The following is a 25,764-nucleotide window of genomic DNA, read 5'->3' as shown; positions in this document are numbered from 1 at the left end:
GACACTGATTTGGTATTCCAAAGATTAGCACCGGAAGGGCTGGAATACCGTTTGGAATACCAAAACTTCTGGAACTCCAAGATGCTACAAAGACCGTAATGGCCGCCAAGACCCTGTATTTGCTGGATTTTAGACACAAAAAAAGACGTCCGTGGACGTCTTTAGATGATGAAGTGGTGGAGCCGGGGGGATTTGAACCCCCGTCCGCCAGTACTCCGCTGTCGGTACTACATGCGTAGCCGTTTCTATTAAGTTAACCCTCAGCGACCCGAAGGGCAGGGTGCTTTGGGCGAGTTGTGTAAGTTTTAGCCGCTTCGTCCACAACGTACTGCACGGCGATTCTGTTCTATATGACAATCACTTTGGGTTTACAGACATCCCCTGGTGATTGCTGGACCCGAAGGTACCAGAAGCTCAGGTCTAAGGCTGCTTACGCAGCGATAGCGAATTCCTGGCCGTAGTTTTCGTCATTGGCAACTATAAGTAGTTGCAACAGTGGATTTACGAGTTCTGTTACCAACTCGGCATGCACCTAAAGTTTCGCGACCGGCGTCGAATCCTAAACGGCCCCGTGCTTGTAACTCGTTGTTTCATAGTGAGTGACAAGCCTGTGCAGTGTACGCCAAACGGTCACGGAAGGCCAACCCGAAGGTTGGCCCTGCGCTTATTGACCGCCTTTGTCCAGGTTCTGCAGGTCTTGCAGGGCCTTGGAGGTGATTTCGATGCACTTCTTGTCGTCACCGGCGGCGTGGGCAGCCTTGGCCTGGGAGACGGCTGTGTCGATTTCGCCGCTTTTGCCACTGGTGTCGGTGGCGAGCAGCGCTTTACCGTTGTTGATTTTGTCCAGGTTGATCTTGCACAGGTCGGGCTCGCCAGCAGCGAAAGCAGGGGAGGCCAACATCGCAGCGGTAATGAACAAGCCAGCAAGAGCGGAACGCTTCATAGGGTATCTCCTTGCGCAAAAAAGGCTCGACGCTGCTGGCGTTCATGGGCTGCCAGCGACATCACTGATGGGCCTCGTGCGTCGAGGCCTATGCAGATGACTACGCCAGCGCGCAGGGGTTCTGTTTTTTTGCGGGATTAATGGGCGCGGGCCTGGGTCACGCGATCCACGAGGTACACCAATCCGTGATAGTCGATGCCGCCATGCTGGCTCAGGCCGATCTCGCAGGTGCGGCTGGTGGAGATGCCTTCACTGCAATACTGCACTGCATCCTTGAGGGAGCGCAGCGAGTGGGCGTTGAGTTCCGGCGTGGTGAAACCTTTGTCGCCGGCAAACCCGCAGCAGTGAATGCCTTCCGGGATCACCACGGTTTTGGCACAGCGGCGGGCGAGGTCGATCAGGGCCTGGCTTTCTCCCAGGTGTTGGGTGCTGCAGGTGACGTGTACGGCGATCGGCGCTTCCTGGGGGGTGAAATCGAGACGGTCCATCAGGTGCGTGCGGATGAAACGTACGGGGTCGTAAAGGTCCAGGCGCGTTTCGCCGAGGTCTTGCACCAGGCGCAGGGTGCAGGGGCTGGTGTCGCAATAGATCGGGTCCAGGCCGCCGCGGCTGGCATGGAGCAGGGCGCCGATCAGTTCCTGGCGTTTGTGTTCTGCCTGTTCGGCGTAGCCTTTGGAAGCGAAAGGCTGGCCGCAGCACAGGTTGTCCTGGTTGTCGGGAAACACGACCTGGTAACCGGCTTTTTCCAGCAGGCCCTGGGTTTTTTCGTACAAAGACATCTGCTCTTTATCACCGGCCGCCGGGCCCATGGCGCGTGAGACGCAGGCCGCCAGGTAGACCACCCGTGGCCGCTCATCCGTCACCGCCGGGCTGAAACGAATGGCTTTTTCCGGTTGTGGCATGGCGTTGGTCCACTGCGGAATCTGTCCCTTGGACAACTTGGTCATGGTGGCCGACAGCTTCGCCAGGCGAGGCGCTCCCAGCAGCATGCGTGCACCATTGGCTACATGCAGGGTAAAGCGTGCACCTTGCAGTGCCGTGGCGAAATGGGTGGCCAGCCATTCGGCGGTTTTCGTACGGTCGGCGTCACGGCTTCGCAGTTTTTTCACCAGGTCGCCGGTATTGATTCCTACCGGACAGCGTTGGGCGCATAGGCCGGTGGCGGCGCACGTGTCGATGCCCTGGTAGTGGTAGGCCGCTTCCAATTCGGTGGTGTCGACGCCGGCGCGTTTTTTCGCCTGTATATCTCGCCAGATCACGATGCGCTGGCGCGGGCTCAACGTCAGGCCCTTCGATGGGCATACCGGTTCACAGAAACCGCACTCAATGCACTTATCCACAAGCTCGTCGGCCGCAGGCAGCGGCTTGAGGTGCTTGAGGTGAATCTGCGGATCTTCGCTGAGCACCACGTCCGGGTTGAGAATGCCGTTGGGATCGAGCAGGCGTTTGAGTTGCCACATCAATTGATAGGCGTCGCTGCCCCATTCCAGCTCCACGAACGGTGCCATATTGCGGCCGGTGCCGTGTTCGGCTTTCAGCGAGCCGCCGAACTCCACGGCCACCAATTTCGCGACGTCATCCATGAACGCTTGATAGCGTGTGACTTCTTCCGCGCTGTTGAAGCCTTGGGTGAACACAAAGTGCAGATTGCCTTCCAGGGCATGTCCGAAAAGGATGGCTTCGTCGTAGTGATGTTTGTCGAACAGTTCGATCAAGCGGTTCACGCCAATGGCCAGTTGCTCGACCGGGAAGGTGACGTCTTCGATGATCACCGTGGTGCCGGTTTTGCGTACAGCACCTACGGCGGGGAAGGTGTCCTTGCGGATGGCCCACAGGCGGGCGTTTTCCACAGGGTCTTCGGTGAAGTCGACCTGTTTCTCCACCGGGAAACCGGCCAGCGACGCCATGATCAGCGCCAATTGTTCATGCAGCAATGAGGGCGATGCGGCGCGGGATTCAATCAGCAGGGCGCAGGCACTTTCTGACAAGTGCTGTACGAATGCGGGCATGCCCGGTTTGTTCTGCACCGAGCGCATGCTGCGTCGGTCCAGCAACTCGACAGCCGACACCGGTTGGGTTTTCAGGATGGTGACTGCGTTGCAGCAGGTCTCCACATCCGGAAATACGATCAACGCCGACGCCTTGTTCGGGTGGTCGATCACGGTGTCGTAGGTGACTGCGCTGATAAACCCTAGGGTTCCCTCGGAGCCCACCAATAAATGGCTGAGGATATCCAGTGGTTCATCAAAATCCACCAGGGCGTTGAGTGACAGGCCGGTGGTATTTTTCAGACGGTATTTGTGGCGGATTTTTGCTGCCAATTCAGCGTTTGCCCGCGTTTCACGGCCGAGTGTGGCCAGGCGCTCGAGCAGTGCGCCGTGCTGTTCACGAAACGCCGTAACGCTGCTTGCGTCTTCTGTATCGAGGCGGCTGCCATCGGCCAGGACCAGACGAATTCCGGCCAGGGTGTGGTAGGTGTTCTGCGCCGTACCGCAGCACATGCCACTGGCGTTGTTGGCGACGATTCCGCCGATCTTGCAGGCATTGATCGACGCCGGGTCTGGGCCGATCTTGCGCCCGAATGGCGCCAGCCAGGCGTTGGCCTGTGCGCCGATCACGCCGGGTTGCAGGCGGATCTGAGTGCCTTGCCCGCGAATCTCACGGCCGTTCCAATTGTCCCCCAGTACGATCAGTACCGAGTCGCTTATCGCTTGTCCGGACAGGCTGGTGCCGGCTGCGCGGAAGGTTACCGGCACACGTTCACGCTGGGCCAGTTGCAGCAGCGCCACCACTTCGTCTTCCGATTCGACGCGGATCACCAGTTGTGGGACCAATCGGTAAAAGCTGGCGTCGGTGCCGAATGCGAGGGTGGAAAGTGGATCGTCGAAACGTCGATCTTGTGGGATCAGCTGTGCGACGTCAGCAAGGAAAGCGGCAGGCAGACTCATTGGTCCTCCAGGATCAGCACCCCCCGGGCGCCGTATTGACACGATTGCGCAAAGCCGACGCCGAAGTTATAGCCTGGCGTCGGTTATGACCCTATTGCTACGGCTTTAGTGCACCAGCATGCCGGTAAACCAGTAAGCCTGGGCCAGGGTGATCAGCCCGACGATCGTGGCGAAGAACAGGCTGTGCTTGAGGGTGAAGCGGAACAGGTCGGATTCTTTACCCACCAGTCCGGTAGCGGCGCAAGCCACGGCGATCGATTGCGGCGAAATCATTTTGCCGGTCACGCCGCCGCTGGTGTTTGCAGCGACCAGAAGCGTGTCGTTGACGCCGATCTGGTGCGCCGTGGTGGCTTGCAACGAGCTGAACAGGGCGTTGGACGATGTGTCGGAGCCTGTCAGGAAAACCCCCAGCCAGCCTAGGAACGGCGAGAAGAACGGGAAGGCTGCACCAGTGCCAGCCAATACCAGCGCCATGGTCGAAGACATGCCGGAGTAATTGGTGACAAAGGCGAATGCCAGCACCATGCCGATAGACAGGATCGGCCACCGCAACTCGTAGAAGGTCTCTTTTAAAGTGGTAAGACCAATCTTGATATTGATCTTCAGGACTAGCATCGAGATCAGTGCCGAGAAGAAAATAGCGGTACCGGTCGCTGAAATCGGGTCCAGCTTGAATATCGCTGGGATCGCAGTCGGGTTGGTCACGATGGGTGCAACCTTGATCACCATTTGATCCAGGTGCGGGATCGCGAAGTTGAATACCCAGCTGTACATCGAGCCGCCTGCGGCGAACATCGCCTTGAACGGTTTGAGGGTCCAGATGGTGACCAGCACGGTGAGGATCAGGAACGGTGACCACGCCTTGAAGATCTGCCCCAGGCTGTAAGGTGAGGCGACGGTGCTGCGCGGCAGGCCGAAGCCGCCGGCGCTGGCGGTAATCGCTGTGTCGGAAGTGGCACCGGCAATCTGCGCGCCCGCAGTGCGTTTGGGTTGCCATACTTTCAGGAACAGGGTCAGAGAGATCAGGCTGGCCAGGGCCGAGGTGATATCCGGCAGTTCCGGGCCGATGAAGTTGGACGTGAAGTATTGGGTGATGGCAAAGCTCAGGCCCGCGACCAGCGCAGCCGGCCAGGTTTCGCGAACGCCGCGCAGGCCGTCCATCATGAAGACCAGCCAGAACGGCACGAACAGCGACAGCAGCGGCAGTTGGCGGCCAGTCATGGCGCCGATCTTGAATGCATCGATTCCGGTCACTTGCCCGGCAACGATGATCGGAATTCCCAAGGCGCCAAAGGCGACGGGTGCGGTGTTGGCAATCAGGCACAGGCCGGCCGCGTACAGCGGATTGAAGCCCAGGCCTACCAGCAGTGCGGCGGTAATCGCCACGGGGGCGCCGAAACCGGCAGCACCTTCCAGGAATGCGCCGAAGCAGAAGCCGATCAACAGCACCTGCAGGCGCTGGTCATCGGTGATCGACAGGACAGAGCTGCGGATGATCTCGAACTGGCCGCTCTTGACGGTGAGTTTGTAGAGAAACACCGCCGCGACAATGATCCAGGCAATAGGCCACAGGCCATAGGCAAAACCGTAGCCAGCGGCGGCCAGCGCCATGTCCACTGGCATGTGGAAGGCAAAGATCGCTACCAGTATCGACAACGCCAGCGTGATGCTGCCGGCCACGTGGCCTTTGAGGCGAAACACGGCCAGAGCCAGGAAGAAAAACACGATCGGAATAACGGCGGCCAGTGCGGACAGGCCGAGGCTGCCGAGCGGGCTGTAGAGCTGTTGCCAGGTTTGCATATGGGGTGGCCCCTAATTGTTGTTGGTCAGGCACTTCATAGTCGACTTGGATAATTGGTAATACCAATTTACAATCGCTGGAGGCTAGGTTAAAAGTCTTCGCGGGATGTGTCAATTTGCCGCTCGCGAAACTTTGGTCGTAGCCCGGCAGGCGAGGTGGTTTGATCGGGTGAATCGAAGCGGTTCTGATAGGTGCTGGAAGGGCGGCGATAGGCCAGAATAGAGGCCCCGGCGAGTGGTCGGGATGGTGGGGAGTGAGTTATGGGGTTTGATCAGGTGCGTCAGCGCCGTTTGTCTGACGATATTGTCGAGCAGCTTGAGGGGATGATCCTTGAGGGCACGTTGAAGTCGGGTGAACGCTTGCCGGCCGAGCGCGCTTTGGCTGAACAGTTTGGTGTGTCGCGTCCGTCGTTGCGGGAGGCGATTCAGAAGCTGGCGGCCAAGGGCTTGTTGGTGAGCCGTCAGGGAGGGGGCAATTATGTTGCCGAGTCACTGGGCTCGACGTTCAGCGATCCGCTGCTGCATCTGCTGGAAAACAATCCTGAGGCCCAGCGTGACCTGCTGGAGTTTCGCCAGACCCTTGAAGCGTCCTGTGCTTATTACGCAGCATTGCGAGCGACTGAGGTCGACCGTGAGCGGCTGACCGCTGCATTCGAGACGTTGCAGGATTGCTATGCCCGCGTTGATGACGTGAGCCGGGTCGAGGAGGGGGCTGCGGATGCACAGTTTCACCTGGCCATTGCGGAGGCCAGCCATAACGCGGTGTTGCTGCACACCATTCGCGGCTTGTTCGACCTGCTCAAGCGTAACGTGGTGACCAATATTGGCGGCATGTATCAGCAACGTACGGAGACGCGCGACATGCTGATCAGTCAGCACCGGGAGCTGTACATGGCGATTATCGAGGGCCGGGCAGAACACGCGCGAGAAGTCTCGACACGTCACCTGGAGTACGTGCAGGAAGTGTTGGAGGAAGTACGTCAGGAGGTTCAGCGCGTGGCGCGGGCGGAGCGGCGCAAGGGGATGTAGCCGGGGGAAGTCCCGAGGCTACATCGTTACAAGGATTATTCTTCCTTGCCTTTGTTGCGCACCGCGCGATGCAGTTCGCGGTTGGAATCGCGTTCGCGCTCAGTATCACGCTTATCGTATTCCTTCTTGCCCTTGCCCAGTGCGATCTCGCACTTGACCAGGTGCTTGCTCCAATACCAGGACAGGCAGACACAGGCATAGCCTTTCTGCTGTACGGCTGCGGCGAGCTTTTCCAGTTCGCGGGCATTGAGCAATAGTTTGCGCGTGCGCACCGGGTCGGCAATCACGTGGGTGCTCGCGGTTGTCAGCGGGGTGATATGACTGCCAAGCAGCCATGCCTCGCCATCCTTGAGCAATACGTAGCTGTCGACCAGTTGCAACTTGCTGGCACGCAGACTCTTTACTTCCCAGCCGGCCAGGACCAGACCAGCCTCGAACCGATGTTCGATGAAGTAATCGTGTCGCGCTTTTTTATTTTGCGCGATGGTCCCTGTGGGGTGTTTCTTTTGTTTAGCCATAGGGGCGGCATTATAGGGAGTTGCGAGCGTGTCGGCTACGGTCAACCTGCGTGCTTGAGCGTGTTGGTCGAATCCCGGACAATACCGGCAGTTCTTTGGTTTTTTTCTTTCGCGGATCGGACTGTTGTTTCGCGATGTTTGCCGCTCAGCTGTGGAAATCACGCACACATGACGACGCATATTCAACGTTCGGCCCTGTTGCCCTATCCGGCGCAGGCGCTCTATGACCTGGTCAACGACGTGGCGCGTTACCCGGAATTCCTGCCTTGGTGCTCAACTGCCGAGGTGCTGGAAAGCAGTGATGAACATATGGTTGCCAGTGTTGGGGTGGCGAAAGGCGGGCTCAGTCAGCACTTTGTTACGCGGAATGCGCTGGTGCCGGGCAAGTCCATTGAAATGAATTTGCAGGAAGGGCCGTTTACCCAGCTGCATGGTGTATGGGTTTTCAAGGCGCTTACCGACAAGGCCTGCAAGATCAGCCTGGATTTGTCGTTTGATTACGCTGGGCCGATTGTGCGGGCCACATTGGGGCCGTTGTTCAATCAGGCGGCCAATACCCTGGTGGATGCATTCTGCCAGCGAGCCAAGCAATTGCATGGTTGAGATCGAGGTGGTTTATGCCGCCGAGGATCGCCAGGTTCTGCTGGCGCTGACGGTGGCTTCGGGAACCAGTCTGCGTGCAGCAGTGCAGTTGTCAGGGATGGCTATGCAGTTTCCTGAACTGGATCTGGCTGCTTGCCCCTTGGGGGTATTCGGTAAGGTCGTCACGGATGCTGAGGTGCGTCCCGTGCAATCGGGCGATCGCATTGAAATCTATCGGCCCTTGCTTGTGGACCCTAAAGAAGTGCGCAGGCTGCGTGCCGCCAGGGCGGCGTTGGCGAAGCGGCAGCATCCATAAGCTGGTTGAATGACAGGCAACAAAAAGCCCGGCATGCCGGGCTTTTTATATGCGCCGCAATGTTACTGCGGGCTGGTGTCCAGAGGCTGAGGCGTCGGGACAGGGACCGTTTCGACCCCGTCGACGTCTTTCTGGATCTTGTCGAGCAAGGAGCCTGGCTTGGCTGGTATTTCGGACTTCGGCTTCTCGCTTTCCTGCACAGGTGCAGTCACGTTGGTGCCGTTATCGTTGCCGAGCAGCGCTTGATCACGGCTTACGCCTGGCATGAAGTCACCCGACAGGCTGACAAGCTGGTCATTGCCATTGAAAATGACGCTGACACGCTCCTGTTGGCGTTCACCGCCACCAGGCTGCAGGCTATAGAGATAATCCCAGCGATCGGCGTGGAAAGTGTCGGTCAGCAGGGGGTTGCCCATAATAAACCGTACTTGCCGTCGGGTCATTCCCGGGCGTAACTGGTCTATCATGTCCTGCGTGACGACATTGCCCTGCTGGATGTCGATTTTGTAAACCCCGGGGAATGAACAACCGGCGAGTGCGAGCAGTCCCACAAAGGTGAAACTGGTTAGCAAGAGCTTGGTGTTTTGCATCGGTGGGCGACTTCCACTATCTTGGCTGGGACAACGTAAACGCCGATCATACCCGTATTAAGAGAAGCTGCGAAGCAGCATCCGCGAGAAAGCTAACCATGGTTGAAAATAGCGAACTACGCAAAGCCGGTCTTAAAGTGACTCTGCCACGAGTCAAGATTCTACAAATGCTCGATTCTGCTGAGCAGCGCCACATGAGTGCCGAGGATGTTTACAAGGCGCTGATGGAGTCTAACGAGGACGTCGGCCTGGCCACGGTTTACCGTGTACTGACCCAGTTTGAAGCCGCAGGGCTGGTGGTTCGTCATAATTTCGACGGCGGTCATGCAGTGTTCGAATTGGCTGACGGTGGTCATCACGACCACATGGTTGACCTGGATACCAATGAGGTTATCGAGTTCACCAGCCCGGCAATCGAAAAGCTCCAGCACGAAATTGCTGAGGAGCATGGTTTCGATTTGGTCGACCACAATCTTGTGTTGTACATCCGTAAGAAAAAGTAAAAAGCGACGCAGAATTGCTCTGCGAAACGATCGAAGGCGACCCTGGGGTCGCCTTCGTGCTTTCTATAAGAAGGAAAAGCTCGGCTCAGGCCTTGGCGGCTACGACCATTTTCTTCGCGTGTGCCAAAGATTCTTTGGTCAGGTCGATCCCTCCGAGCATCCGCGCCACTTCTTCCACGCGCTCCGACTTGTTCAGCTTGGATACCGCTGTGTGTGTCGCTTCGCTGTCTCTCACCTTGTGCACAAACAAGTGCTGATGTCCTTGAGCCGCCACTTGTGGCAAGTGAGTAACGGTCAGCACCTGGCCGCGATCCCCCAGGCGGCGCAGTAACTGACCCACAATTTCCGCCGTGGGGCCACCGATACCTACGTCTACTTCATCGAACACCAGTGTCGGTACCCGTGAGGTTTGCGCGGTAATCACTTGGATCGCCAGGCTGATTCGCGACAGCTCACCACCAGACGCCACCTTTGCCAGTGCCTTGAGCGGTTGCCCGGGGTTGGCGCTGACCAGTAGTTCTACCTGCTCCAGGCCGTAGGGCTGCAGTTCATTGCTGGCGTTGGTGCGCAACTCGATGGTAAAGCGCCCGCCCGGCATGCCCAGGCGCTGAATTTCCTGCTCGACGGCGCCAGCCAGGCTGGTGGCGGCCTGTTGGCGCAGATCGCTCAGCTCGCGGGCCTTCTCCTGATAGTGGCGGGCAAAAGAGCCGAGCTCTTGGCCCAGTCGCTCAATGGATTCGTCATTCGCGTTCAGGGTCTCGATTTCATCCAGCAGCTTCTGCTGCATGGTTGCCACTTCGGTGGGCTGGATTCGATGTTTGCGCGCCAGCGTATAGATGGTGTCCAGGCGCTCTTCTATTTCCTGCAGCCGCGCCGGGTCGGCGTCGAAATGGTCAAGAAAGCGATTGAGTTCGCCGACGGCTTCTTCTACCTGGATTTGCGCACTGGTCAGCAGGGTGGTGGCTTCATTCAGTGAGCTTGAGGCGCTGTTAACACTGGACAGTCGGTTGAGGCTGGCCGTGAGCGCATTGAGCACATTGCCGGAATCGCTCTCGCTGCATTGCTCCACTACCTGGCGGCAGATAGACAGCAGGGTTTCGGCGTTGGTGAGGTTCTTGTGTTCCTGTTCCAGTTGTTCCAGCTCGGTTTCGCCAAGACCCAGGCTTTCCAGCTCTTCAAGCTGATAGCTGAGCAATTGATGGCGAGCGCGTTGCTCGTCACCGGAATTGGACAGTCGCTCCAGCTCCTGTCGGGTCTGGCGCCAGCGCTGGGCGGCCAGTTGTACCTGTCGGGCAAGGTCGGTGGCGCCAGCGTACTCGTCAAGCAGGCGGCGGTGGGTGTCGGTTTTGAGCAGGGATTGGTGTTCATGCTGGCTATGGATGTCGATCAGCAGTTCACCCAGGGCCTTCAGGTCGCCAAGGGGGCAGGGGGTTCCATTGATATAGCCGCGCGAGCGGCCCTCGGCGGTGATGACTCGGCGCAGGATGCACGGACCGTCGTTATTAAGGTCGCGCTCGACCAGCCAGGCTTCGGCTTCGGGGATGTCCGCGAGGTCGAAGGTGGCCAGAATGTCGGCCTTATCCGCGCCGGGGCGCACCACGCCACTGTCGGCGCGGTCGCCCAGGGTCAGGCCCAGGGCGTCGAGCATGATCGACTTGCCGGCGCCGGTTTCGCCTGTGATTACGCTCATCCCGCGATCCAGTTCGAGATCCAGATGTTCAACGATGGCGTAGTTGTGTACAGACAGGTGCACGAGCATGACGGCCGCTCCCAGGCTTTAGGTCTGGTTATTTATACAGTGTTTTGTTCTGGGCTGACAATCCTGATGCTTAGCTCAATTTGCTCGGTCGCCCGGCTTTTTTAGTGCAAAGGAGAATGATCGGGGCGAAGTTGATCTGGGGCAGGCGAAAGACTTTTGGTAGAGCCTGCACCCTTGAACCTGGAAATTGTGGCCCCATATACCGGAACAGAAGCGCGAGTTGAGTTCGCGCATGATTTTGAAAGGAGAAATCTATGGCTGACGAACAGACGCAGGATACGCAAACTCCGGACGCCAATTCGGCTGTCGGTGATGAACTGGCAACTCGTGTGCAAGTGCTCGAAGAGCAGTTGGCCGCTGCGCAGGATCAGTCTTTGCGTGTTGCCGCCGATCTGCAGAACGTCCGCCGCCGTGCCGAGCAGGACGTAGAAAAAGCTCACAAGTTCGGGCTGGAGAAGTTCGCGGGCGACCTGCTGCCAATTATTGACAGCCTGGAGCGTGGCCTAGAGTTGTCCAACCCGGATGACGAAAACATCCGCCCGATGCGCGAAGGGATCGAACTGACCCTGAAAATGTTTCAGGACACCCTGAAGCGTTATCAGCTGGAAGCCATTGATCCGCAAGGCGGCGAACCGTTCAGCGCTGAGCTTCACCAGGCCATGGCCATGCAAGAAAGCCACGACCTCGAACCCAACAGTGTGTTGAAAGTGTTCCAGAAGGGCTATCAGCTCAACGGTCGCCTGTTGCGCCCTGCAATGGTGGTAGTGAGCAAGGCTCCTGCACCCGTTGCACCTTCTATTGATGAGCAGGCTTGAAATCCGCCGCAAGGCCCCCATTTATAAGTCAAGCGTTTAAGTGCTACCGCAGTTAGCCACCACTGCTGCGGCAACCAAATTCAAGTTTCGGGAGAGTAAATCATGGGCAAAATTATCGGTATTGACCTGGGGACCACCAACTCCTGCGTCTCCGTGTTGGAAAACGGCGTTGCAAAAGTAATCGAAAACGCCGAAGGCGCGCGTACCACGCCGTCGATCATCGCTTACGCCAACGATGGTGAAATCCTGGTTGGCCAGTCGGCCAAGCGCCAGGCTGTGACCAACCCGCATAACACCCTGTACGCGGTGAAGCGCCTGATCGGTCGTAAGTTCGACGAAGAAGTCGTACAGAAAGACATCAAAATGGTCCCTTACAAGATCGCCAAGGCTGACAACGGTGACGCCTGGGTTGAAGTAAATGGCCAGAAAATGTCGCCACCGCAAATCTCGGCTGAAATCTTGAAGAAGATGAAGAAGACTGCCGAAGATTACCTGGGTGAGACAGTGACTGAGGCGGTGATCACCGTTCCAGCCTATTTCAACGACAGCCAGCGCCAGGCGACCAAAGACGCCGGCCGCATCGCGGGCCTGGATGTAAAACGTATCATCAACGAACCGACCGCAGCTGCTCTGGCTTACGGTATGGACAAGGCCAAGGGCGATCACACCGTGATCGTTTATGACCTGGGTGGCGGTACGTTCGACGTTTCCGTGATCGAGATCGCTGAAGTAGACGGCGAGCACCAGTTCGAAGTGTTGGCCACCAACGGTGACACCTTCCTGGGTGGTGAGGACTTTGACATTCGTCTGATCGACTACCTCGTTGACGAATTCAAGAAAGAAAGCGGCATGAACCTCAAGGGTGACCCGCTGGCGATGCAGCGCCTGAAAGAAGCTGCTGAGAAAGCCAAGATCGAGCTGTCTTCCGCTCAGTCGACCGACGTTAACCTGCCGTACATCACTGCAGACGCCACCGGTCCTAAGCACTTGAACGTGAAGATCTCTCGCGCCAAGTTGGAAGCGCTGGTCGAAGACCTGGTTCAACGCACCATCGAGCCATGCCGCATTGCGCTGAAAGACTCCGGTATTGATGTTGGTGCGATCAACGACGTGATCCTGGTAGGCGGTCAGACCCGTATGCCACTGGTTCAGAAGTTGGTTACCGAGTTCTTCGGCAAAGAAGCACGTAAAGATGTGAACCCGGACGAAGCGGTCGCCATGGGTGCTGCCATCCAGGGCGCGGTATTGGCCGGTGACGTGAAAGACGTGTTGCTGCTGGACGTAAGCCCGCTGACCCTGGGTATCGAAACCATGGGTGGCGTGATGACTGCGCTGATCGAGAAAAACACCACGATTCCTACCAAGAAATCCCAGGTGTTCTCGACGGCTGATGATAACCAGGGTGCTGTGACCATTCACGTGCTGCAAGGTGAGCGTAAGCAGGCTGCTCAGAACAAGTCCCTGGGCAAGTTCGACCTGGCTGAGATTCCACCAGCACCACGTGGCGTGCCACAAATCGAAGTGACCTTTGATATCGACGCCAACGGCATTCTGCACGTAGGTGCGAAAGACAAGGCTACCGGCAAAGAGCAGAAGATCACCATCAAGGCCAACTCCGGTCTTTCTGATGAAGAAATTCAACAGATGATCCGTGATGCTGAAACCAATGCTGAAGCTGACAAGAAGTTCGAAGAGCTGGCAGGTGCCCGCAACCAGGGCGACGCACTGGTTCACTCGACACGCAAAATGATCGCTGATGCTGGCGAGAAAGTGACCGCTGAAGAGAAGGCTGCGATCGAAGCTGCTGTAGTTGCCCTGGAAGCCGCTGTCAAAGGCGACGACAAGGCTGCCATTGAAGCCAAGGTTGAAGAATTGTCGAAAGTCTCCGCGCCAGTGGCTCAAAAAATGTACGCCGAACAGGCTCAGCCAGCTGACGGTGCTGCTCAAAAGGCAGAGCCTGAAGCTAAAGACGATGTTGTCGATGCCGAGTTCGAAGAAGTTACAGACAAGAAGTAAGTTGGTCGCCCGGTTGACCGCTATCAAGCGGTGGCTGGTAGGATGTCGCCGCGCGGGAGCTTGCTCCCGCGTTGGCGTGTCTGGGGTATGTGAATTTTTACAGCATGCGACAGCGTTCGGATGTTGGCGGTGTGATCGGGGATGCTCCTGCTTTCCGAGCAATAAATACCGCGTTTTTGGCCGGGTCCCTGGCTAAAAAGTAGTAATGACCAGGATCGTTGAATTGACGTGAGTTGGGTCCGGGCCTGTATTGGGGCTCAACGAGTTTAGCCAGGCTCAGGAGGGTCTGGCTGAACGTCCTTAAGAGTGCAAAGACTTATGGCAAAGCGTGACTATTACGAAGTATTGGGTGTGGAGCGCGGCTCCAGCGAGGCGGACCTGAAAAAGGCTTACCGTCGCCTGGCAATGAAGCACCACCCGGACCGTAATCCGGATAGCAAAGAATCCGAAGATATGTTCAAAGAGGCCAACGAGGCCTACGAATGTTTGTCTGATCCCAACAAGCGTGCGGCCTACGACCAGTATGGACATGCCGGTGTCGATCCGAGCATGGGTGGCGGCGGTGCCGGTTTTGGCGGTCAGAACTTCTCCGATATTTTCGGCGATGTATTCAGTGACTTCTTCGGCGGTGGCCGTGGTGGTCAGCGTGGCGGTGCCCAGCGTGGCAGCGACTTGCGCTACACCCTGGAGTTGAATCTGGAAGAAGCCGTGCGTGGCACCAGCGTTAATATCCGCGTGCCGACGCTGGTTAACTGCAAGCCGTGTGATGGTTCGGGTGCCAAGAAAGGCTCCGCGCCGATTACTTGCCCGACGTGCGGCGGTATCGGCCAGGTGCGTATGCAGCAGGGTTTCTTCTCGGTGCAGCAGACCTGTCCGCGTTGCCATGGGCAGGGCAAGATCATTTCCGATCCGTGCGATTCCTGCCACGGCGAAGGTCGCGTCGAAGAGTACAAGACCCTGGCGGTAAAAGTGCCGGCGGGTGTGGATACCGGAGACCGTATTCGTCTGTCGGGTGAGGGTGAGGCCGGTACCCAGGGCGGTCCGACGGGCGACCTGTACGTGGTGATCAATGTGCGCGAGCACTCGATCTTCCAACGCGACGGCAAGCACCTGTTCTGTGAAGTGCCGATCAGTTTTGTCGATGCAGCCCTGGGTGGCGAATTGGAGATTCCGACCCTGGACGGTCGGGTCAAGCTCAAGATCCCTGAAGGTACGCAGACCGGCAAGCAGTTCCGTATTCGTGGCAAGGGCGTAGCGCCGGTGCGCGGTGGTGGTGCTGGCGACTTGATGTGTCGTGTGGCCGTGGAGACTCCGGTCAATCTGGGGCGCCGTCAGCGTGAATTGCTTGAGGAATTCCGCAGTTCGCTGGAGGGCGATGACACGCATTCGCCGAAAACCACTGGCTTTTTCGAAGGCGTGAAGCGCTTCTTCGGCGACCTGTAAGGAAGTGAGTATGCGACGTATAGCCGTAATGGGCGCTGCCGGGCGCATGGGCAAGACGCTGGTCGAGGCGGTGCAGCAGCGCTCCCCGGCCTCTGGGCTGACCGCGGCGATTGTTCGTCCCGGTAGCACGTTGATCGGTGCGGATGCGGGTGAGTTGGCTTCGCTGGGGCGTATCGGTGTCTCATTGTCAGGCAGCCTGGAGCAGGTGGCTGACGAATTCGATGTGCTGATCGACTTCACCCTGCCGGAGGTGATGCTGAAAAACCTCGCGTTCTGCCGCAAGGCGGGCAAGGCGATGGTGATTGGTACCACGGGTTTGACTGCGCAGCAGAAGCAGTTGTTGGAGGAGGCGGGCAAGGATATTCCCGTCGTCTTCGCTGCCAACTTCAGTGTCGGCGTGAACCTGTCGCTCAAGTTGCTGGACATGGCGGCGCGGGTGTTGGGGGATGAGGCGGATATCGAGATTATCGAGACGCATCACCGTCACAAGATCGATGCGCCGTCGGGTACCGCGCTGCGCATGGGTGAGGCTATTGCTGATGCGCTGGGGCGTGATCTGTCCAAGGTGGCGGTTTACGGTCGCGAAGGGCATACCGGTGCGCGTGCGCGTGACACCATTGGTTTTGCGACCGTCCGTGGCGGTGATGTGGTGGGCGACCACACGGTATTGTTTGCTACCGAGGGTGAGCGCCTGGAAATTACCCACAAGGCTTCGAGCCGCATGACATTCGCCAAGGGCGCGGTGCGTGCTGCGCTCTGGTTGGAAGGTCGCGAGGCTGGTCTGTACGATATGCGCGATGTGTTGGATCTGCACTAAGCAGTAGCTAAAACCGGGCCTCGGGATTACCCTAAGGCCCCGTTTTTACCCGCTAAGCGACGTCCCGTCGCATTCTCCTGCCTTTAAGGCTCATTAGCGGTGGACCAAAAAAGCCTTTTTCTGTAAGCTACAGCTTTAGTGTGTCCACTAAAAGCGCGCAGAATAATTCAGTGAAGAAGCGGGGTGACGTGTCCATACGTCACTCCGCTTTTTTACAACCTGCGATCGCCCTTTCAGGCTTTATTTACGGGAGGTCTTCTTGACTAAGCCAGCCATACTCGCCCTTGCTGATGGCAGCATTTTTCGCGGCGAAGCCATTGGAGCCGACGGTCAAACCGTTGGAGAGGTGGTGTTTAACACCGCCATGACCGGCTATCAGGAAATCCTTACCGATCCTTCCTACGCCCAACAGATCGTTACCCTGACCTATCCGCACATCGGCAACACCGGTACTACGCCGGAAGACGTTGAGTCTGATCGTGTCTGGTCGGCGGGTCTGGTCATTCGTGATCTGCCACTGGTTGCGAGCAACTGGCGTAACACGATGTCGCTGTCCGATTACCTGAAAGCCAACAACGTTGTGGCGATCGCCGGTATCGATACGCGCCGCCTGACGCGCATCCTGCGTGAAAAGGGCTCGCAGAATGGCTGCATCATGGTCGGTGACAATATTTCCGAAGCAGCGGCGATTGCTGCAGCGCAAGGCTTCCCAGGCCTGAAAGGCATGGACCTGGCGAAAGTCGTCAGCACCAAGGAGCAGTACGAGTGGCGCTCCACTGTCTGGGACTTGAAGACCGACAGCCACGAGACTATCGAAGCGGCTGACCTGCCGTATCACGTGGTCGCATACGACTACGGCGTCAAGTACAACATCCTGCGTATGCTGGTCGAGCGTGGGTGCCGCGTGACCGTGGTGCCGGCGCAAACGCCTGCCAGCGACGTGCTGGCCCTGCAACCTGACGGCGTGTTCCTGTCCAACGGCCCGGGTGATCCGGAGCCTTGTGACTACGCCATCCAGGCCATCAAGGAAGTGCTGGAAACCGAGATTCCGGTATTTGGCATCTGCCTCGGTCACCAGCTGCTGGCGCTGGCCTCCGGTGCCAAGACCCTGAAAATGGGTCATGGTCATCACGGCGCCAACCACCCTGTGCAGGACCTGGACACCGGCGTTGTGATGATCACCAGCCAGAACCACGGTTTTGCGGTGGATGAAGCGACCTTGCCGAGCAATGTCCGCGCGATTCACAAGTCGTTGTTCGACGGTTCCCTGCAGGGTATCGAGCGTACTGACAAGAGCGCGTTCAGCTTCCAGGGCCACCCTGAAGCAAGCCCGGGCCCGAACGACGTAGCACCGCTGTTCGACCGTTTCATCAATGAGATGGCCAAGCGACGCTGACTGAGCGGCCTGCGGGCGGCCCCTACCTTGGTGGCCCCTGCAGGCTCTTCGAAGATTGTTCAAGACGGCTTGCCGACTGACCTGCGGATTTGAGTGACAAACCCATGCCAAAACGTACAGACATAAAAAGCATCCTGATTCTCGGCGCTGGCCCGATCGTTATCGGCCAGGCCTGCGAATTCGACTACTCCGGCGCCCAGGCCTGTAAAGCCCTGCGCGAAGAGGGTTACCGCGTCATCCTGGTGAACTCCAACCCGGCCACCATCATGACCGATCCGGACATGGCCGACGCTACCTACATCGAGCCGATCAAGTGGCAGACGGTTGCCAAGATCATCGAGAAAGAGCGTCCGGACGCACTGCTGCCGACCATGGGCGGCCAGACTGCATTGAACTGCGCCCTGGACCTGGAGCGCGAAGGCGTCCTGGAAAAATTCGGCGTAGAGATGATCGGCGCCAACGCCGACACCATCGACAAGGCTGAAGACCGTTCGCGCTTCGACAAGGCCATGAAGTCCATCGGCCTTGACTGCCCGCGCTCCGGTATCGCCCACAGCATGGAGGAGGCCAACGCAGTTCTCGAAAAGCTGGGCTTCCCGTGCATTATCCGTCCGTCCTTCACCATGGGCGGCACCGGTGGTGGCATTGCCTACAACCGTGAAGAGTTCGAAGAAATCTGCGCCCGTGGCCTGGACCTGTCTCCGACCAAAGAGCTGCTGATCGACGAATCCCTGATTGGCTGGAAAGAGTATGAGATGGAGGTTGTCCGCGACAAAAAGGACAATTGCATCATCGTCTGCTCCATCGAAAACTTCGACCCGATGGGTGTGCACACCGGTGACTCGATCACCGTTGCTCCGGCGCAGACCCTGACGGACAAGGAATACCAGATCATGCGTAACGCCTCTTTGGCGGTATTGCGTGAGATCGGCGTTGAAACCGGTGGTTCCAACGTTCAGTTCGGCATCTGCCCGGACACCGGCCGCATGGTCGTGATCGAGATGAACCCGCGTGTATCGCGTTCTTCGGCGCTGGCATCGAAAGCGACCGGTTTCCCGATTGCGCGTATCGCCGCCAAGCTGGCTATCGGTTACACCCTGGACGAACTGCAAAACGAAATCACGGGCGGCGCTACGCCGGCGTCCTTCGAGCCGTCCATCGACTATGTCGTGACCAAGCTGCCACGCTTTGCCTTCGAGAAGTTCGCCAAGGCCGACGCGCGCCTGACCACCCAGATGAAGTCGGTGGGTGAGGTCATGGCTATCGGCCGGACCTTCCAGGAGTCCTTGCAGAAAGCCCTGCGTGGCCTGGAAGTGGGCGTTTGCGGCCTGGACGAGAAGCTTGACCTGAGCAATCCGGAAAGCATGAGCATCCTCAAGCGTGAGCTGACCGTACCGGGCGCCGAGCGTATCTGGTATGTGGCTGATGCCTTCCGCGCCGGCATGACTGTCGAAGACATCTTTGGCATGAACATGATCGATCCGTGGTTCCTGGTGCAGATCGAAGATCTGATCAAGGAAGAGGAGAAGGTCAAGACCCTGGGTCTGGCCAGCATCGACCGCGACATGATGTTCCGCCTCAAGCGCAAAGGCTTCTCCGACCAGCGCCTGGCCAAGCTGCTGGGTGTGACCGAGAAAAACCTGCGCACGCATCGCCACAAGCTGGAGATCTTCCCGGTCTACAAGCGCGTTGACACCTGTGCCGCCGAGTTCGCCACCGACACTGCGTACCTGTACTCCACCTACGAGGAAGAGTGCGAGGCCGCGCCGTCGGGCCGCGACAAGATTATCATCCTGGGCGGTGGTCCGAACCGTATCGGCCAGGGTATCGAATTCGACTATTGCTGCGTACACGCCGCCCTCGCACTGCGCGAAGACGGGTACGAGACCATCATGGTCAACTGCAACCCGGAAACTGTTTCCACTGACTACGACACTTCAGACCGTCTGTACTTCGAGCCGGTAACGTTGGAAGACGTGTTGGAAATCTGTCGTGTCGAGAAACCAAAAGGTGTGATCGTCCAGTACGGCGGCCAAACCCCGCTGAAACTGGCGCGTGCCCTTGAGGCTGCCGGCGTGCCAATCATCGGCACCAGCCCAGACGCCATCGACCGTGCCGAAGACCGTGAGCGCTTCCAGCAAATGGTTGAGCGCCTGAACCTGCGCCAGCCGCCAAACGCTACCGTGCGCAGCGAAGACGAGGCCATCCGTGCAGCCAGCAAGATCGGCTACCCGCTGGTGGTGCGTCCGTCCTACGTACTGGGCGGCCGAGCCATGGAAATCGTCTACGAAGAAGAAGAGCTCAAGCGTTACCTGCGTGATGCGGTAAAAGTGTCCAACGACAGCCCGGTGCTTCTGGACCACTTCCTCAACTGCGCCATCGAAATGGACGTGGATGCAGTTTGCGACGGTACCGACGTGGTCATCGGCGCGATCATGCAGCACATCGAGCAGGCGGGCGTTCACTCCGGTGACTCCGCGTGCTCGCTGCCGCCGTACTCGTTGCCTGCACATATCCAGGATGAGATGCGCGAGCAGGTCAAGAAAATGGCCTTGGAGTTGGGTGTTGTCGGCCTGATGAACGTACAGTTGGCGCTGCAGGGCGAAGACATCTACGTCATTGAAGTCAACCCGCGTGCTTCGCGTACCGTGCCGTTCGTTTCCAAGTGCATCGGCGTGTCCCTGGCCATGATCGCTGCGCGTGTGATGGCTGGTAAGACCCTGAAGGAAATTGGCTTCACCAAGGAAATCATTCCGAACTTCTACAGTGTGAAAGAGGCAGTGTTCCCATTTGCCAAATTCCCTGGTGTGGACCCGATCCTGGGCCCGGAGATGAAGTCCACCGGTGAAGTGATGGGCGTGGGCGACACCTTCGGTGAAGCGTTCGCCAAGGCCCAGATGGGCGCCAGCGAAGTGCTGCCGACCGGCGGTACTGCGTTTATCAGTGTGCGTGATGATGACAAGCCGCTGGTTGCAGGCGTGGCCCGTGATCTGATCAACTTGGGTTTTGAAATCGTGGCAACTGCCGGGACCGCCAAGCTGATCGAAGCGGCCGGCTTGAAAGTGCGCCGCGTGAACAAGGTGACGGAAGGCCGTCCGCATGTGGTCGACATGATCAAGAATGATGAAGTCACGCTGATCATCAATACCACCGAAGGTCGCCAGTCGATCGCGGATTCCTACTCCATTCGCCGTAATGCCTTGCAGCACAAGATCTACTGCACCACCACTATTGCTGCTGGCGAAGCTATCTGCGAAGCGCTCAAGTTCGGTCCGGAAAAGACCGTGCGTCGCTTGCAGGATCTACACGCAGGATTGAAGGCATGATCAAATACCCAATGACCGTCCAGGGCGCCAAGGCCCTGGAAGAGGAGCACGCCCATCTGACCAAGGTCGTACGTCCAAAGCTGAGCCAGGACATCGGTACGGCCCGCGAGCTGGGTGACTTGAAGGAAAACGCCGAATACCACGCTGCTCGTGAGCAGCAGGGTATGGTCGAGGCGCGGATCCGTGACATCGAAGGCCGTATGCAGAATGCGGTGATCATCGACGTCACGACTATTCCGCACACGGGCAAGGTGATTTTCGGCACCACCGTGGAGATCGCCAACGTCGAGACTGACGAGAGCGTGGTCTACCACATCGTGGGAGAGGACGAGGCTGACTTCAAGCTCGGCAAGATCTCCGTCGGCTCACCACTGGCCCGTGCCTTGATCGCCAAGGAAGAGGGGGATGTGGTGTCTGTCAAAACGCCAGGCGGTGTGATCGAGTACGAGATTGTTGAAGTTCGTCACATCTGAAAGGCGGCGCCCGCTTCGTGCGGGCGCCATGCTTTGGCAGCTTGCCCAGATGCTTTGGGTGGGCGGCCTATGGTTGTTACATCTTGGTGTATTGCCGGTGCTGGGCGTGATTGGCCTGGCTCCGTTGCTGATCGATGAAATCGATGGATTACTGAGTGCGCTGCTGGTGGGTTTCGCGGCGGCGTGCGTAGCGCTTCAGGCGTTGGTGCTGGTCAAGGCTGAAGGCTTGGAGAGTCTGTGGCGGGATATTCGCGGCCAACTGCTGTTGATGGCGCTGTATGCGTGTGCAATGTATTGCATTGTGCATGTCTGGCTGCCGGAAGCGTTGCGCTGGCAGCTATTCAGCTATCTTGTGCTAGGGTTCTCCGGCCTGGTGCTGGTTATACAGCCTGCTCCGGGATGGAGTGGCGGGGCGCGCGAAGCACGCCCGTGACCCTTTGTATTACTTGAAGCGGTGTACGTTCGACAGTTGCTTGTTGACGCTGAAGTTCTTGCGATACAGCAGCGCCATCTTGCCGATGACCTGAACCAGGTCCGCCTTGCCAACCTTGCACAGTTCTGCAATGGCGGCCAGGCGTGCTTCGCGGTCAAGGATGTTGACCTTGATCTTGATCAGTTCGTGATCGCCCAGTGCGCGTTCAAGTTCGGCTAACACACCTTCAGTCAAACCGTTGTCTGCCACAATCAGAACTGGTTTCAGATGGTGGCCAATGGATTTGTACTGTTTCTTCTGCTCTTGAGTGAGCGGCATAATCTGACCCCTGCGTCTGATCTTGTAAAAAGCGGCGGCCAGTTTACCCGAGCGAGTCCGGGACCGCCCAGTTAATCACGACCCGTTTTATTTTCGAGGTGGCCCGTGGCCCGTTCCAAAACTAGCCTTAAGTGGCTGCAAGAGCATTTCAACGATCCTTACGTCAAAAAGGCGCAAAAGGATGGCTATCGTTCCCGGGCCAGCTACAAGCTGTTGGAGATCCAGGACAAGGACAAGTTGATTCATCCAGGCATGAGCGTCATCGATCTTGGCGCGGCCCCCGGTGGCTGGTCCCAGGTGACCAGTCGTCTGATTGGTGGTCAAGGTCGCCTGATTGCTTCCGACATTCTGGAAATGGACAGCATCCCGGACGTGACCTTTGTTCATGGAGACTTTACCCAGGACACAGTGCTCGCCCAGATCCTTGAGGCTGTGGGAAATTCGCAGGTAGACCTTGTGATTTCCGACATGGCCCCCAATATGAGTGGGTTACCGGCCGTCGATATGCCACGAGCCATGTTCCTTTGCGAATTGGCGCTGGATTTGGCGGGTCGGGTGTTGCGTCCCGGTGGCGATTTCCTGGTGAAGGTGTTCCAGGGAGAGGGTTTCGACGAGTACCACAAGAACATCCGCAAGTTGTTCGACAAGGTGCAGACGCGTAAACCAGACTCTTCCCGGGACCGGTCCAGGGAGCAATACCTGCTGTGCCGCGGCTTCCGTGGCGTCGAAGGCGCGGCGAGTGAAGAGCGTTTTTGAGGAATTCGAGGAGGGCGATAGGTTTTTTTATATCGCTTTCGTCACGAAGCTTTACGAATATTGTGTAGTCAAAGTTTCACAAAGGGTTACAGACGGCGCCTGCCAGAGTTGTAGGTAATGTAGTAAGTTAGGCCGGTGAATATCATGCGAAGCGCGCGCCAGTAGCGGAGCTTGCTTCAGAGGGTAGTTAATTGAACGATATGGCAAAGAATCTGATCCTGTGGTTGATCATCGCGGCTGTCCTCGTGACGGTGATGAACAACTTCTCCAGCCCTAACGAGCCGCAGACCCTCAACTATTCCGACTTCATCCAGCAAGTTAAGGATGGCAAGGTCGAGCGCGTAGCGGTTGATGGCTACGTGATCACCGGCAAACGCAACGATGGCGATAGCTTCAAGACCATTCGTCCGGCAATTCAGGACAACGGTCTGATCGGCGACCTGGTGGATAACCACGTGGTTGTCGAAGGCAAGCAGCCTGAGCAGCAGAGCATCTGGACTCAACTCCTGGTGGCAAGCTTCCCGATCCTGGTGATCATTGCCGTGTTCATGTTCTTCATGCGCCAGATGCAAGGCGGTGCGGGAGGCAAGGGCGGGCCGATGAGCTTCGGCAAGAGCAAGGCGCGCCTGCTCTCTGAAGATCAGGTGAAGACCACCCTGGCTGACGTAGCGGGTTGCGACGAAGCCAAGGAAGAAGTCGGCGAGTTGGTTGAGTTCTTGCGCGATCCAGGCAAATTCCAGCGCCTGGGTGGCCGTATTCCTCGCGGCGTGCTGATGGTCGGCCCTCCAGGTACCGGTAAAACCTTGCTGGCCAAGGCCATTGCCGGCGAAGCCAAGGTACCGTTCTTCACCATTTCCGGTTCTGACTTTGTTGAAATGTTCGTCGGTGTCGGTGCGAGCCGCGTTCGCGACATGTTCGAACAGGCCAAGAAGCATGCGCCATGCATCATCTTCATCGATGAAATCGACGCCGTTGGTCGCCATCGTGGTGCTGGCATGGGCGGTGGTCATGATGAGCGTGAGCAAACCCTCAACCAGTTGCTGGTCGAGATGGATGGTTTCGAGATGAATGACGGCATCATCGTCATCGCGGCAACCAACCGTCCGGACGTGCTCGATCCTGCGCTGTTGCGTCCAGGCCGCTTTGACCGCCAGGTGGTGGTTGGCCTGCCGGACATCCGTGGGCGCGAACAAATCCTGAAAGTGCACATGCGCAAAGTGCCAATGGGCGACGACGTTGCACCGGCTGTGATTGCCCGTGGTACCCCGGGGTTCTCGGGTGCTGACCTGGCTAACCTGGTGAACGAGGCTTCGCTGTTTGCAGCCCGTACCGGCAAGCGCATCGTTGAAATGAAAGAGTTCGAGCTGGCGAAAGACAAGATCATGATGGGCGCTGAGCGCAAATCCATGGTCATGTCCGAAAAAGAGAAGCAGAACACTGCTTATCACGAAGCGGGTCACGCCATTGTGGGGCGCGTCGTTCCTGAGCATGACCCGGTCTACAAAGTGTCGATCATTCCTCGTGGTCGTGCGTTGGGTGTCACCATGTTCCTGCCGGAAGAGGATCGTTATAGCCTCTCCAAGCGTGCGCTGATCAGCCAGATCTGTTCGCTGTACGGCGGTCGAATTGCTGAAGAAATGACCTTGGGCTTTGACGGCGTGACCACTGGGGCTTCCAACGACATCATGCGCGCCAGCCAGATTGCGCGGAACATGGTGACCAAGTGGGGCTTGTCGGAAAAACTCGGTCCTTTGATGTACGCCGAGGAAGAAGGTGAAGTATTCCTGGGGCGTGGCGGCGGTGGTCAAAACGCCAGTTTCTCTGGTGAGACAGCCAAGCTGATCGATTCTGAGGTGCGCAGTATCATTGACCAGTGCTATGGCACGGCCAAGCAGATCCTTACCGATAATCGCGACAAGCTTGATGCAATGGCTGATGCATTGATGAAGTACGAGACCATCGATGCAGACCAGATCGACGACATTATGGCCGGTCGGGCGCCTCGTGAGCCTCGTGATTGGGAAGGTGGTTCGGGTACTTCGGGCACCCCGCCAGTGGTTCAGAGCGAACGTCCTGAAACCCCAATCGGTGGCCCGGCAGCTGACCATTAAGGTTTGAAATGACTTTTGCTCCGTCCTCCCCCCGGTTGCCTTGCGGCAACCGGGTTCTTGATTTGGCCCATACGCATGTCATGGGCATTCTTAATGTAACCCCTGACTCCTTTTCCGATGGTGGCCGCTTCAGCCAGCTTGATGCTGCATTGCGCCACGCAGAAGCTATGGTGGCGGCTGGCGCGACCTTGATTGATGTGGGCGGTGAATCGACTCGGCCTGGTGCTCGCGCAGTTTCTCCTTTGGAGGAGTTGGAGCGCGTGGCGCCGATTGTCGAGCGCATCGCTCGAGAGTTGGATGTGATCATTTCGGTTGATACCTCCACCCCGGCCGTGATGCGTGAGACTGCGCGATTAGGTGCCGGCTTGATCAACGATGTGCGGTCCCTACGGCGCGACGGTGCCCTGGATGCAGCCGCAGCTACCGGTTTGCCGGTGTGTTTGATGCATATGCTGGGTGAGCCCGGCAATATGCAGGACAGCCCGCACTATGATGACCTGGTTGGTGAAGTGAGTGGTTTTCTCTCCGAGCGCGTTGCCCAGTGCGTCGCGGTAGGTATTGCGCCGGAAAGGATCATCCTTGATCCGGGGTTTGGTTTCGCCAAGACCCTGCAACACAATTTGAGTTTGTTCAAACACATGGAGTCCTTGCATGCCCTTGGTCGGCCCCTGTTGGTCGGTGTTTCGCGCAAGAGCATGATAGGGCTGGCATTGAGCCGTCCGGTGGGTGAGCGGTTGTACGGCGGTCTTGCACTGGCGGCGCTCGCGGTGACCAAGGGTGCGCGCATCTTGCGTGTGCATGACGTTGCTGAGACCGTGGATGTGGTACGCATGATTGCAGCTGTGGAATCAGCCGAATAAGAATGATGGAGC

General features: G+C 57.9%; 22 protein-coding genes and 1 other RNA gene. 15 read left to right on the top strand and 8 right to left on the bottom strand.

All coding sequences use genetic code 11. The annotated features are described in order from the left end of the window. Positions 1 to 174 precede the first annotated feature (174 nt). The 4 genes from ssrA to BFQ01_RS11180 all read right to left on the bottom strand — a co-directional run bounded on the left by ssrA (position 175) and on the right by BFQ01_RS11180 (position 5,691). Positions 175 to 571, bottom strand: a transfer-messenger RNA (tmRNA) gene (gene ssrA, locus BFQ01_RS11195). Between the two features lie 93 nt (positions 572 to 664). Continuing rightward, positions 665 to 943 (bottom strand): hypothetical protein, encoded by a 279-nt coding sequence (locus BFQ01_RS11190; RefSeq protein ID WP_027605349.1) that lies wholly within the window; start codon positions 941 to 943, stop codon positions 665 to 667. Between the two features lie 137 nt (positions 944 to 1,080). Then, positions 1,081 to 3,891 carry an FAD-binding and (Fe-S)-binding domain-containing protein gene (locus tag BFQ01_RS11185; RefSeq protein WP_065925319.1) on the bottom strand — a complete coding sequence of 937 codons (2,811 nt, stop codon included), beginning with the start codon at positions 3,889 to 3,891 and terminating at the stop codon, positions 1,081 to 1,083. A gap of 105 nt (positions 3,892 to 3,996) precedes the next feature. Further along, the gene (locus BFQ01_RS11180) at positions 3,997 to 5,691 is read right to left on the bottom strand and encodes a lactate permease LctP family transporter (RefSeq protein ID WP_065925318.1); all 1,695 of its coding nucleotides are present in this window, start codon (positions 5,689 to 5,691) and stop codon (positions 3,997 to 3,999) included. A 261-nt stretch (positions 5,692 to 5,952) separates the two neighbouring features. Here BFQ01_RS11180 and BFQ01_RS11175 point away from each other — a divergent pair, with 261 nt between their 5' ends. Beyond that, a complete protein-coding gene (locus BFQ01_RS11175; RefSeq protein WP_027605352.1) occupies positions 5,953 to 6,720 on the top strand; it encodes an FCD domain-containing protein in 768 nt (255 codons plus the stop codon). 35 nt (positions 6,721 to 6,755) lie between these two features. On the opposite strand, the gene smpB is transcribed toward BFQ01_RS11175, so the two are convergent. After that, positions 6,756 to 7,238: an SsrA-binding protein SmpB gene (smpB, locus tag BFQ01_RS11170; RefSeq protein ID WP_014719962.1), complete on the bottom strand. Its 483-nt coding sequence runs from the start codon at positions 7,236 to 7,238 to the stop codon at positions 6,756 to 6,758. 168 nt (positions 7,239 to 7,406) lie between these two features. Between smpB and BFQ01_RS11165 the strand changes: the two genes are divergently transcribed. Together BFQ01_RS11165 and BFQ01_RS11160 are read left to right on the top strand one after the other, a co-directional pair. Continuing rightward, a complete protein-coding gene (locus tag BFQ01_RS11165) occupies positions 7,407 to 7,841 on the top strand; it encodes a type II toxin-antitoxin system RatA family toxin (protein ID WP_027605353.1) in 435 nt (144 codons plus the stop codon). Then, complete coding sequence (locus BFQ01_RS11160) at positions 7,834 to 8,136, top strand: RnfH family protein (protein ID WP_065925317.1); 303 nt, start codon at positions 7,834 to 7,836, stop codon at positions 8,134 to 8,136. The genes BFQ01_RS11165 and BFQ01_RS11160 overlap by 8 nt, the downstream gene beginning before the upstream one ends. Before the next feature lie 62 nt (positions 8,137 to 8,198). On the opposite strand, the gene BFQ01_RS11155 is transcribed toward BFQ01_RS11160, so the two are convergent. Further along, positions 8,199 to 8,726: an outer membrane protein assembly factor BamE gene (locus BFQ01_RS11155; RefSeq protein ID WP_065925316.1), complete on the bottom strand. Its 528-nt coding sequence runs from the start codon at positions 8,724 to 8,726 to the stop codon at positions 8,199 to 8,201. Between the two features lie 98 nt (positions 8,727 to 8,824). Between BFQ01_RS11155 and fur the strand changes: the two genes are divergently transcribed. Continuing rightward, positions 8,825 to 9,229 carry a ferric iron uptake transcriptional regulator gene (gene fur, locus BFQ01_RS11150; RefSeq protein ID WP_010562662.1) on the top strand — a complete coding sequence of 135 codons (405 nt, stop codon included), beginning with the start codon at positions 8,825 to 8,827 and terminating at the stop codon, positions 9,227 to 9,229. An 85-nt stretch (positions 9,230 to 9,314) separates the two neighbouring features. Here fur and recN read toward each other — a convergent pair whose 3' ends face one another. Then, entirely contained in the window at positions 9,315 to 10,988 is a 1,674-nt protein-coding gene (gene recN / locus BFQ01_RS11145; protein ID WP_065925315.1) for a DNA repair protein RecN, read from the bottom strand. Positions 10,989 to 11,242: 254 nt separating this feature from the next. Between recN and grpE the strand changes: the two genes are divergently transcribed. From grpE to BFQ01_RS11105, 8 genes are all read left to right on the top strand, one after another. Further along, positions 11,243 to 11,803, top strand: coding sequence for a nucleotide exchange factor GrpE (grpE, locus tag BFQ01_RS11140; RefSeq protein ID WP_027605357.1), 561 nt, complete (start codon positions 11,243 to 11,245; stop codon positions 11,801 to 11,803). A 102-nt stretch (positions 11,804 to 11,905) separates the two neighbouring features. After that, positions 11,906 to 13,819: a molecular chaperone DnaK gene (gene dnaK / locus BFQ01_RS11135; protein ID WP_053137821.1), complete on the top strand. Its 1,914-nt coding sequence runs from the start codon at positions 11,906 to 11,908 to the stop codon at positions 13,817 to 13,819. Positions 13,820 to 14,137: 318 nt separating this feature from the next. Beyond that, complete coding sequence (dnaJ, locus tag BFQ01_RS11130) at positions 14,138 to 15,262, top strand: molecular chaperone DnaJ (RefSeq protein ID WP_065925314.1); 1,125 nt, start codon at positions 14,138 to 14,140, stop codon at positions 15,260 to 15,262. 10 nt (positions 15,263 to 15,272) lie between these two features. Next, entirely contained in the window at positions 15,273 to 16,079 is an 807-nt protein-coding gene (dapB, locus tag BFQ01_RS11125) for a 4-hydroxy-tetrahydrodipicolinate reductase (protein WP_027605360.1), read from the top strand. A 259-nt stretch (positions 16,080 to 16,338) separates the two neighbouring features. Next, entirely contained in the window at positions 16,339 to 17,475 is a 1,137-nt protein-coding gene (carA, locus tag BFQ01_RS11120; RefSeq protein WP_027605361.1) for a glutamine-hydrolyzing carbamoyl-phosphate synthase small subunit, read from the top strand. Positions 17,476 to 17,579: 104 nt separating this feature from the next. Beyond that, a complete protein-coding gene (gene carB, locus BFQ01_RS11115) occupies positions 17,580 to 20,801 on the top strand; it encodes a carbamoyl-phosphate synthase large subunit (RefSeq protein WP_027605362.1) in 3,222 nt (1,073 codons plus the stop codon). Next, a complete protein-coding gene (gene greA / locus BFQ01_RS11110; RefSeq protein ID WP_053137809.1) occupies positions 20,798 to 21,274 on the top strand; it encodes a transcription elongation factor GreA in 477 nt (158 codons plus the stop codon). The genes carB and greA overlap by 4 nt, the downstream gene beginning before the upstream one ends. A 28-nt stretch (positions 21,275 to 21,302) precedes the next feature. After that, positions 21,303 to 21,707 (top strand): hypothetical protein, encoded by a 405-nt coding sequence (locus BFQ01_RS11105; protein ID WP_027605364.1) that lies wholly within the window; start codon positions 21,303 to 21,305, stop codon positions 21,705 to 21,707. A 9-nt stretch (positions 21,708 to 21,716) separates the two neighbouring features. Here BFQ01_RS11105 and BFQ01_RS11100 read toward each other — a convergent pair whose 3' ends face one another. Continuing rightward, a complete protein-coding gene (locus tag BFQ01_RS11100) occupies positions 21,717 to 22,025 on the bottom strand; it encodes a YhbY family RNA-binding protein (protein WP_017139256.1) in 309 nt (102 codons plus the stop codon). A 105-nt stretch (positions 22,026 to 22,130) separates the two neighbouring features. Between BFQ01_RS11100 and rlmE the strand changes: the two genes are divergently transcribed. The 3 genes from rlmE (at position 22,131) to folP (ending at position 25,752) form a co-directional block, all read left to right on the top strand. Next, a complete protein-coding gene (gene rlmE / locus BFQ01_RS11095; protein ID WP_065925313.1) occupies positions 22,131 to 22,781 on the top strand; it encodes a 23S rRNA (uridine(2552)-2'-O)-methyltransferase RlmE in 651 nt (216 codons plus the stop codon). Between the two features lie 200 nt (positions 22,782 to 22,981). Then, positions 22,982 to 24,892: an ATP-dependent zinc metalloprotease FtsH gene (ftsH, locus tag BFQ01_RS11090; protein ID WP_065925312.1), complete on the top strand. Its 1,911-nt coding sequence runs from the start codon at positions 22,982 to 22,984 to the stop codon at positions 24,890 to 24,892. Positions 24,893 to 24,900: 8 nt separating this feature from the next. Beyond that, a complete protein-coding gene (folP, locus tag BFQ01_RS11085; RefSeq protein ID WP_027605366.1) occupies positions 24,901 to 25,752 on the top strand; it encodes a dihydropteroate synthase in 852 nt (283 codons plus the stop codon). Positions 25,753 to 25,764: the final 12 nt, after the last annotated feature.

Origin of the sequence: Pseudomonas sp. 8 R 14, assembly GCF_900005955.1 — a bacterium.
In the GTDB taxonomy this organism is placed as follows: domain Bacteria; phylum Pseudomonadota; class Gammaproteobacteria; order Pseudomonadales; family Pseudomonadaceae; genus Aquipseudomonas; species Aquipseudomonas marginalis.
Note: the sequence above shows the minus strand (reverse complement) of the source record. Positions and strands in the feature narration are given on the sequence as shown.

Excerpts from the sequence above, each read along its gene's own strand:
- BFQ01_RS11190 (WP_027605349.1), bottom strand. The coding sequence starts at position 943 with ATGAAGCGTTCCGCTCTTGCTGGCTTGTTCATTACCGCTGCGATGTTG.
- BFQ01_RS11185 (WP_065925319.1), bottom strand. The coding sequence starts at position 3,891 with ATGAGTCTGCCTGCCGCTTTCCTTGCTGACGTCGCACAGCTGATCCCA.
- BFQ01_RS11180 (WP_065925318.1), bottom strand. The coding sequence starts at position 5,691 with ATGCAAACCTGGCAACAGCTCTACAGCCCGCTCGGCAGCCTCGGCCTG.
- BFQ01_RS11175 (WP_027605352.1), top strand. The coding sequence starts at position 5,953 with ATGGGGTTTGATCAGGTGCGTCAGCGCCGTTTGTCTGACGATATTGTC.
- smpB (WP_014719962.1), bottom strand. The coding sequence starts at position 7,238 with ATGGCTAAACAAAAGAAACACCCCACAGGGACCATCGCGCAAAATAAA.
- BFQ01_RS11165 (WP_027605353.1), top strand. The coding sequence starts at position 7,407 with ATGACGACGCATATTCAACGTTCGGCCCTGTTGCCCTATCCGGCGCAG.
- BFQ01_RS11160 (WP_065925317.1), top strand. The coding sequence starts at position 7,834 with ATGGTTGAGATCGAGGTGGTTTATGCCGCCGAGGATCGCCAGGTTCTG.
- BFQ01_RS11155 (WP_065925316.1), bottom strand. The coding sequence starts at position 8,726 with ATGCAAAACACCAAGCTCTTGCTAACCAGTTTCACCTTTGTGGGACTG.
- fur (WP_010562662.1), top strand. The coding sequence starts at position 8,825 with ATGGTTGAAAATAGCGAACTACGCAAAGCCGGTCTTAAAGTGACTCTG.
- recN (WP_065925315.1), bottom strand. The coding sequence starts at position 10,988 with ATGCTCGTGCACCTGTCTGTACACAACTACGCCATCGTTGAACATCTG.
- grpE (WP_027605357.1), top strand. The coding sequence starts at position 11,243 with ATGGCTGACGAACAGACGCAGGATACGCAAACTCCGGACGCCAATTCG.
- dnaK (WP_053137821.1), top strand. The coding sequence starts at position 11,906 with ATGGGCAAAATTATCGGTATTGACCTGGGGACCACCAACTCCTGCGTC.
- dnaJ (WP_065925314.1), top strand. The coding sequence starts at position 14,138 with ATGGCAAAGCGTGACTATTACGAAGTATTGGGTGTGGAGCGCGGCTCC.
- dapB (WP_027605360.1), top strand. The coding sequence starts at position 15,273 with ATGCGACGTATAGCCGTAATGGGCGCTGCCGGGCGCATGGGCAAGACG.
- carB (WP_027605362.1), top strand. The coding sequence starts at position 17,580 with ATGCCAAAACGTACAGACATAAAAAGCATCCTGATTCTCGGCGCTGGC.
- greA (WP_053137809.1), top strand. The coding sequence starts at position 20,798 with ATGATCAAATACCCAATGACCGTCCAGGGCGCCAAGGCCCTGGAAGAG.
- BFQ01_RS11105 (WP_027605364.1), top strand. The coding sequence starts at position 21,303 with ATGCTTTGGCAGCTTGCCCAGATGCTTTGGGTGGGCGGCCTATGGTTG.
- BFQ01_RS11100 (WP_017139256.1), bottom strand. The coding sequence starts at position 22,025 with ATGCCGCTCACTCAAGAGCAGAAGAAACAGTACAAATCCATTGGCCAC.
- ftsH (WP_065925312.1), top strand. The coding sequence starts at position 22,982 with ATGGCAAAGAATCTGATCCTGTGGTTGATCATCGCGGCTGTCCTCGTG.
- folP (WP_027605366.1), top strand. The coding sequence starts at position 24,901 with ATGACTTTTGCTCCGTCCTCCCCCCGGTTGCCTTGCGGCAACCGGGTT.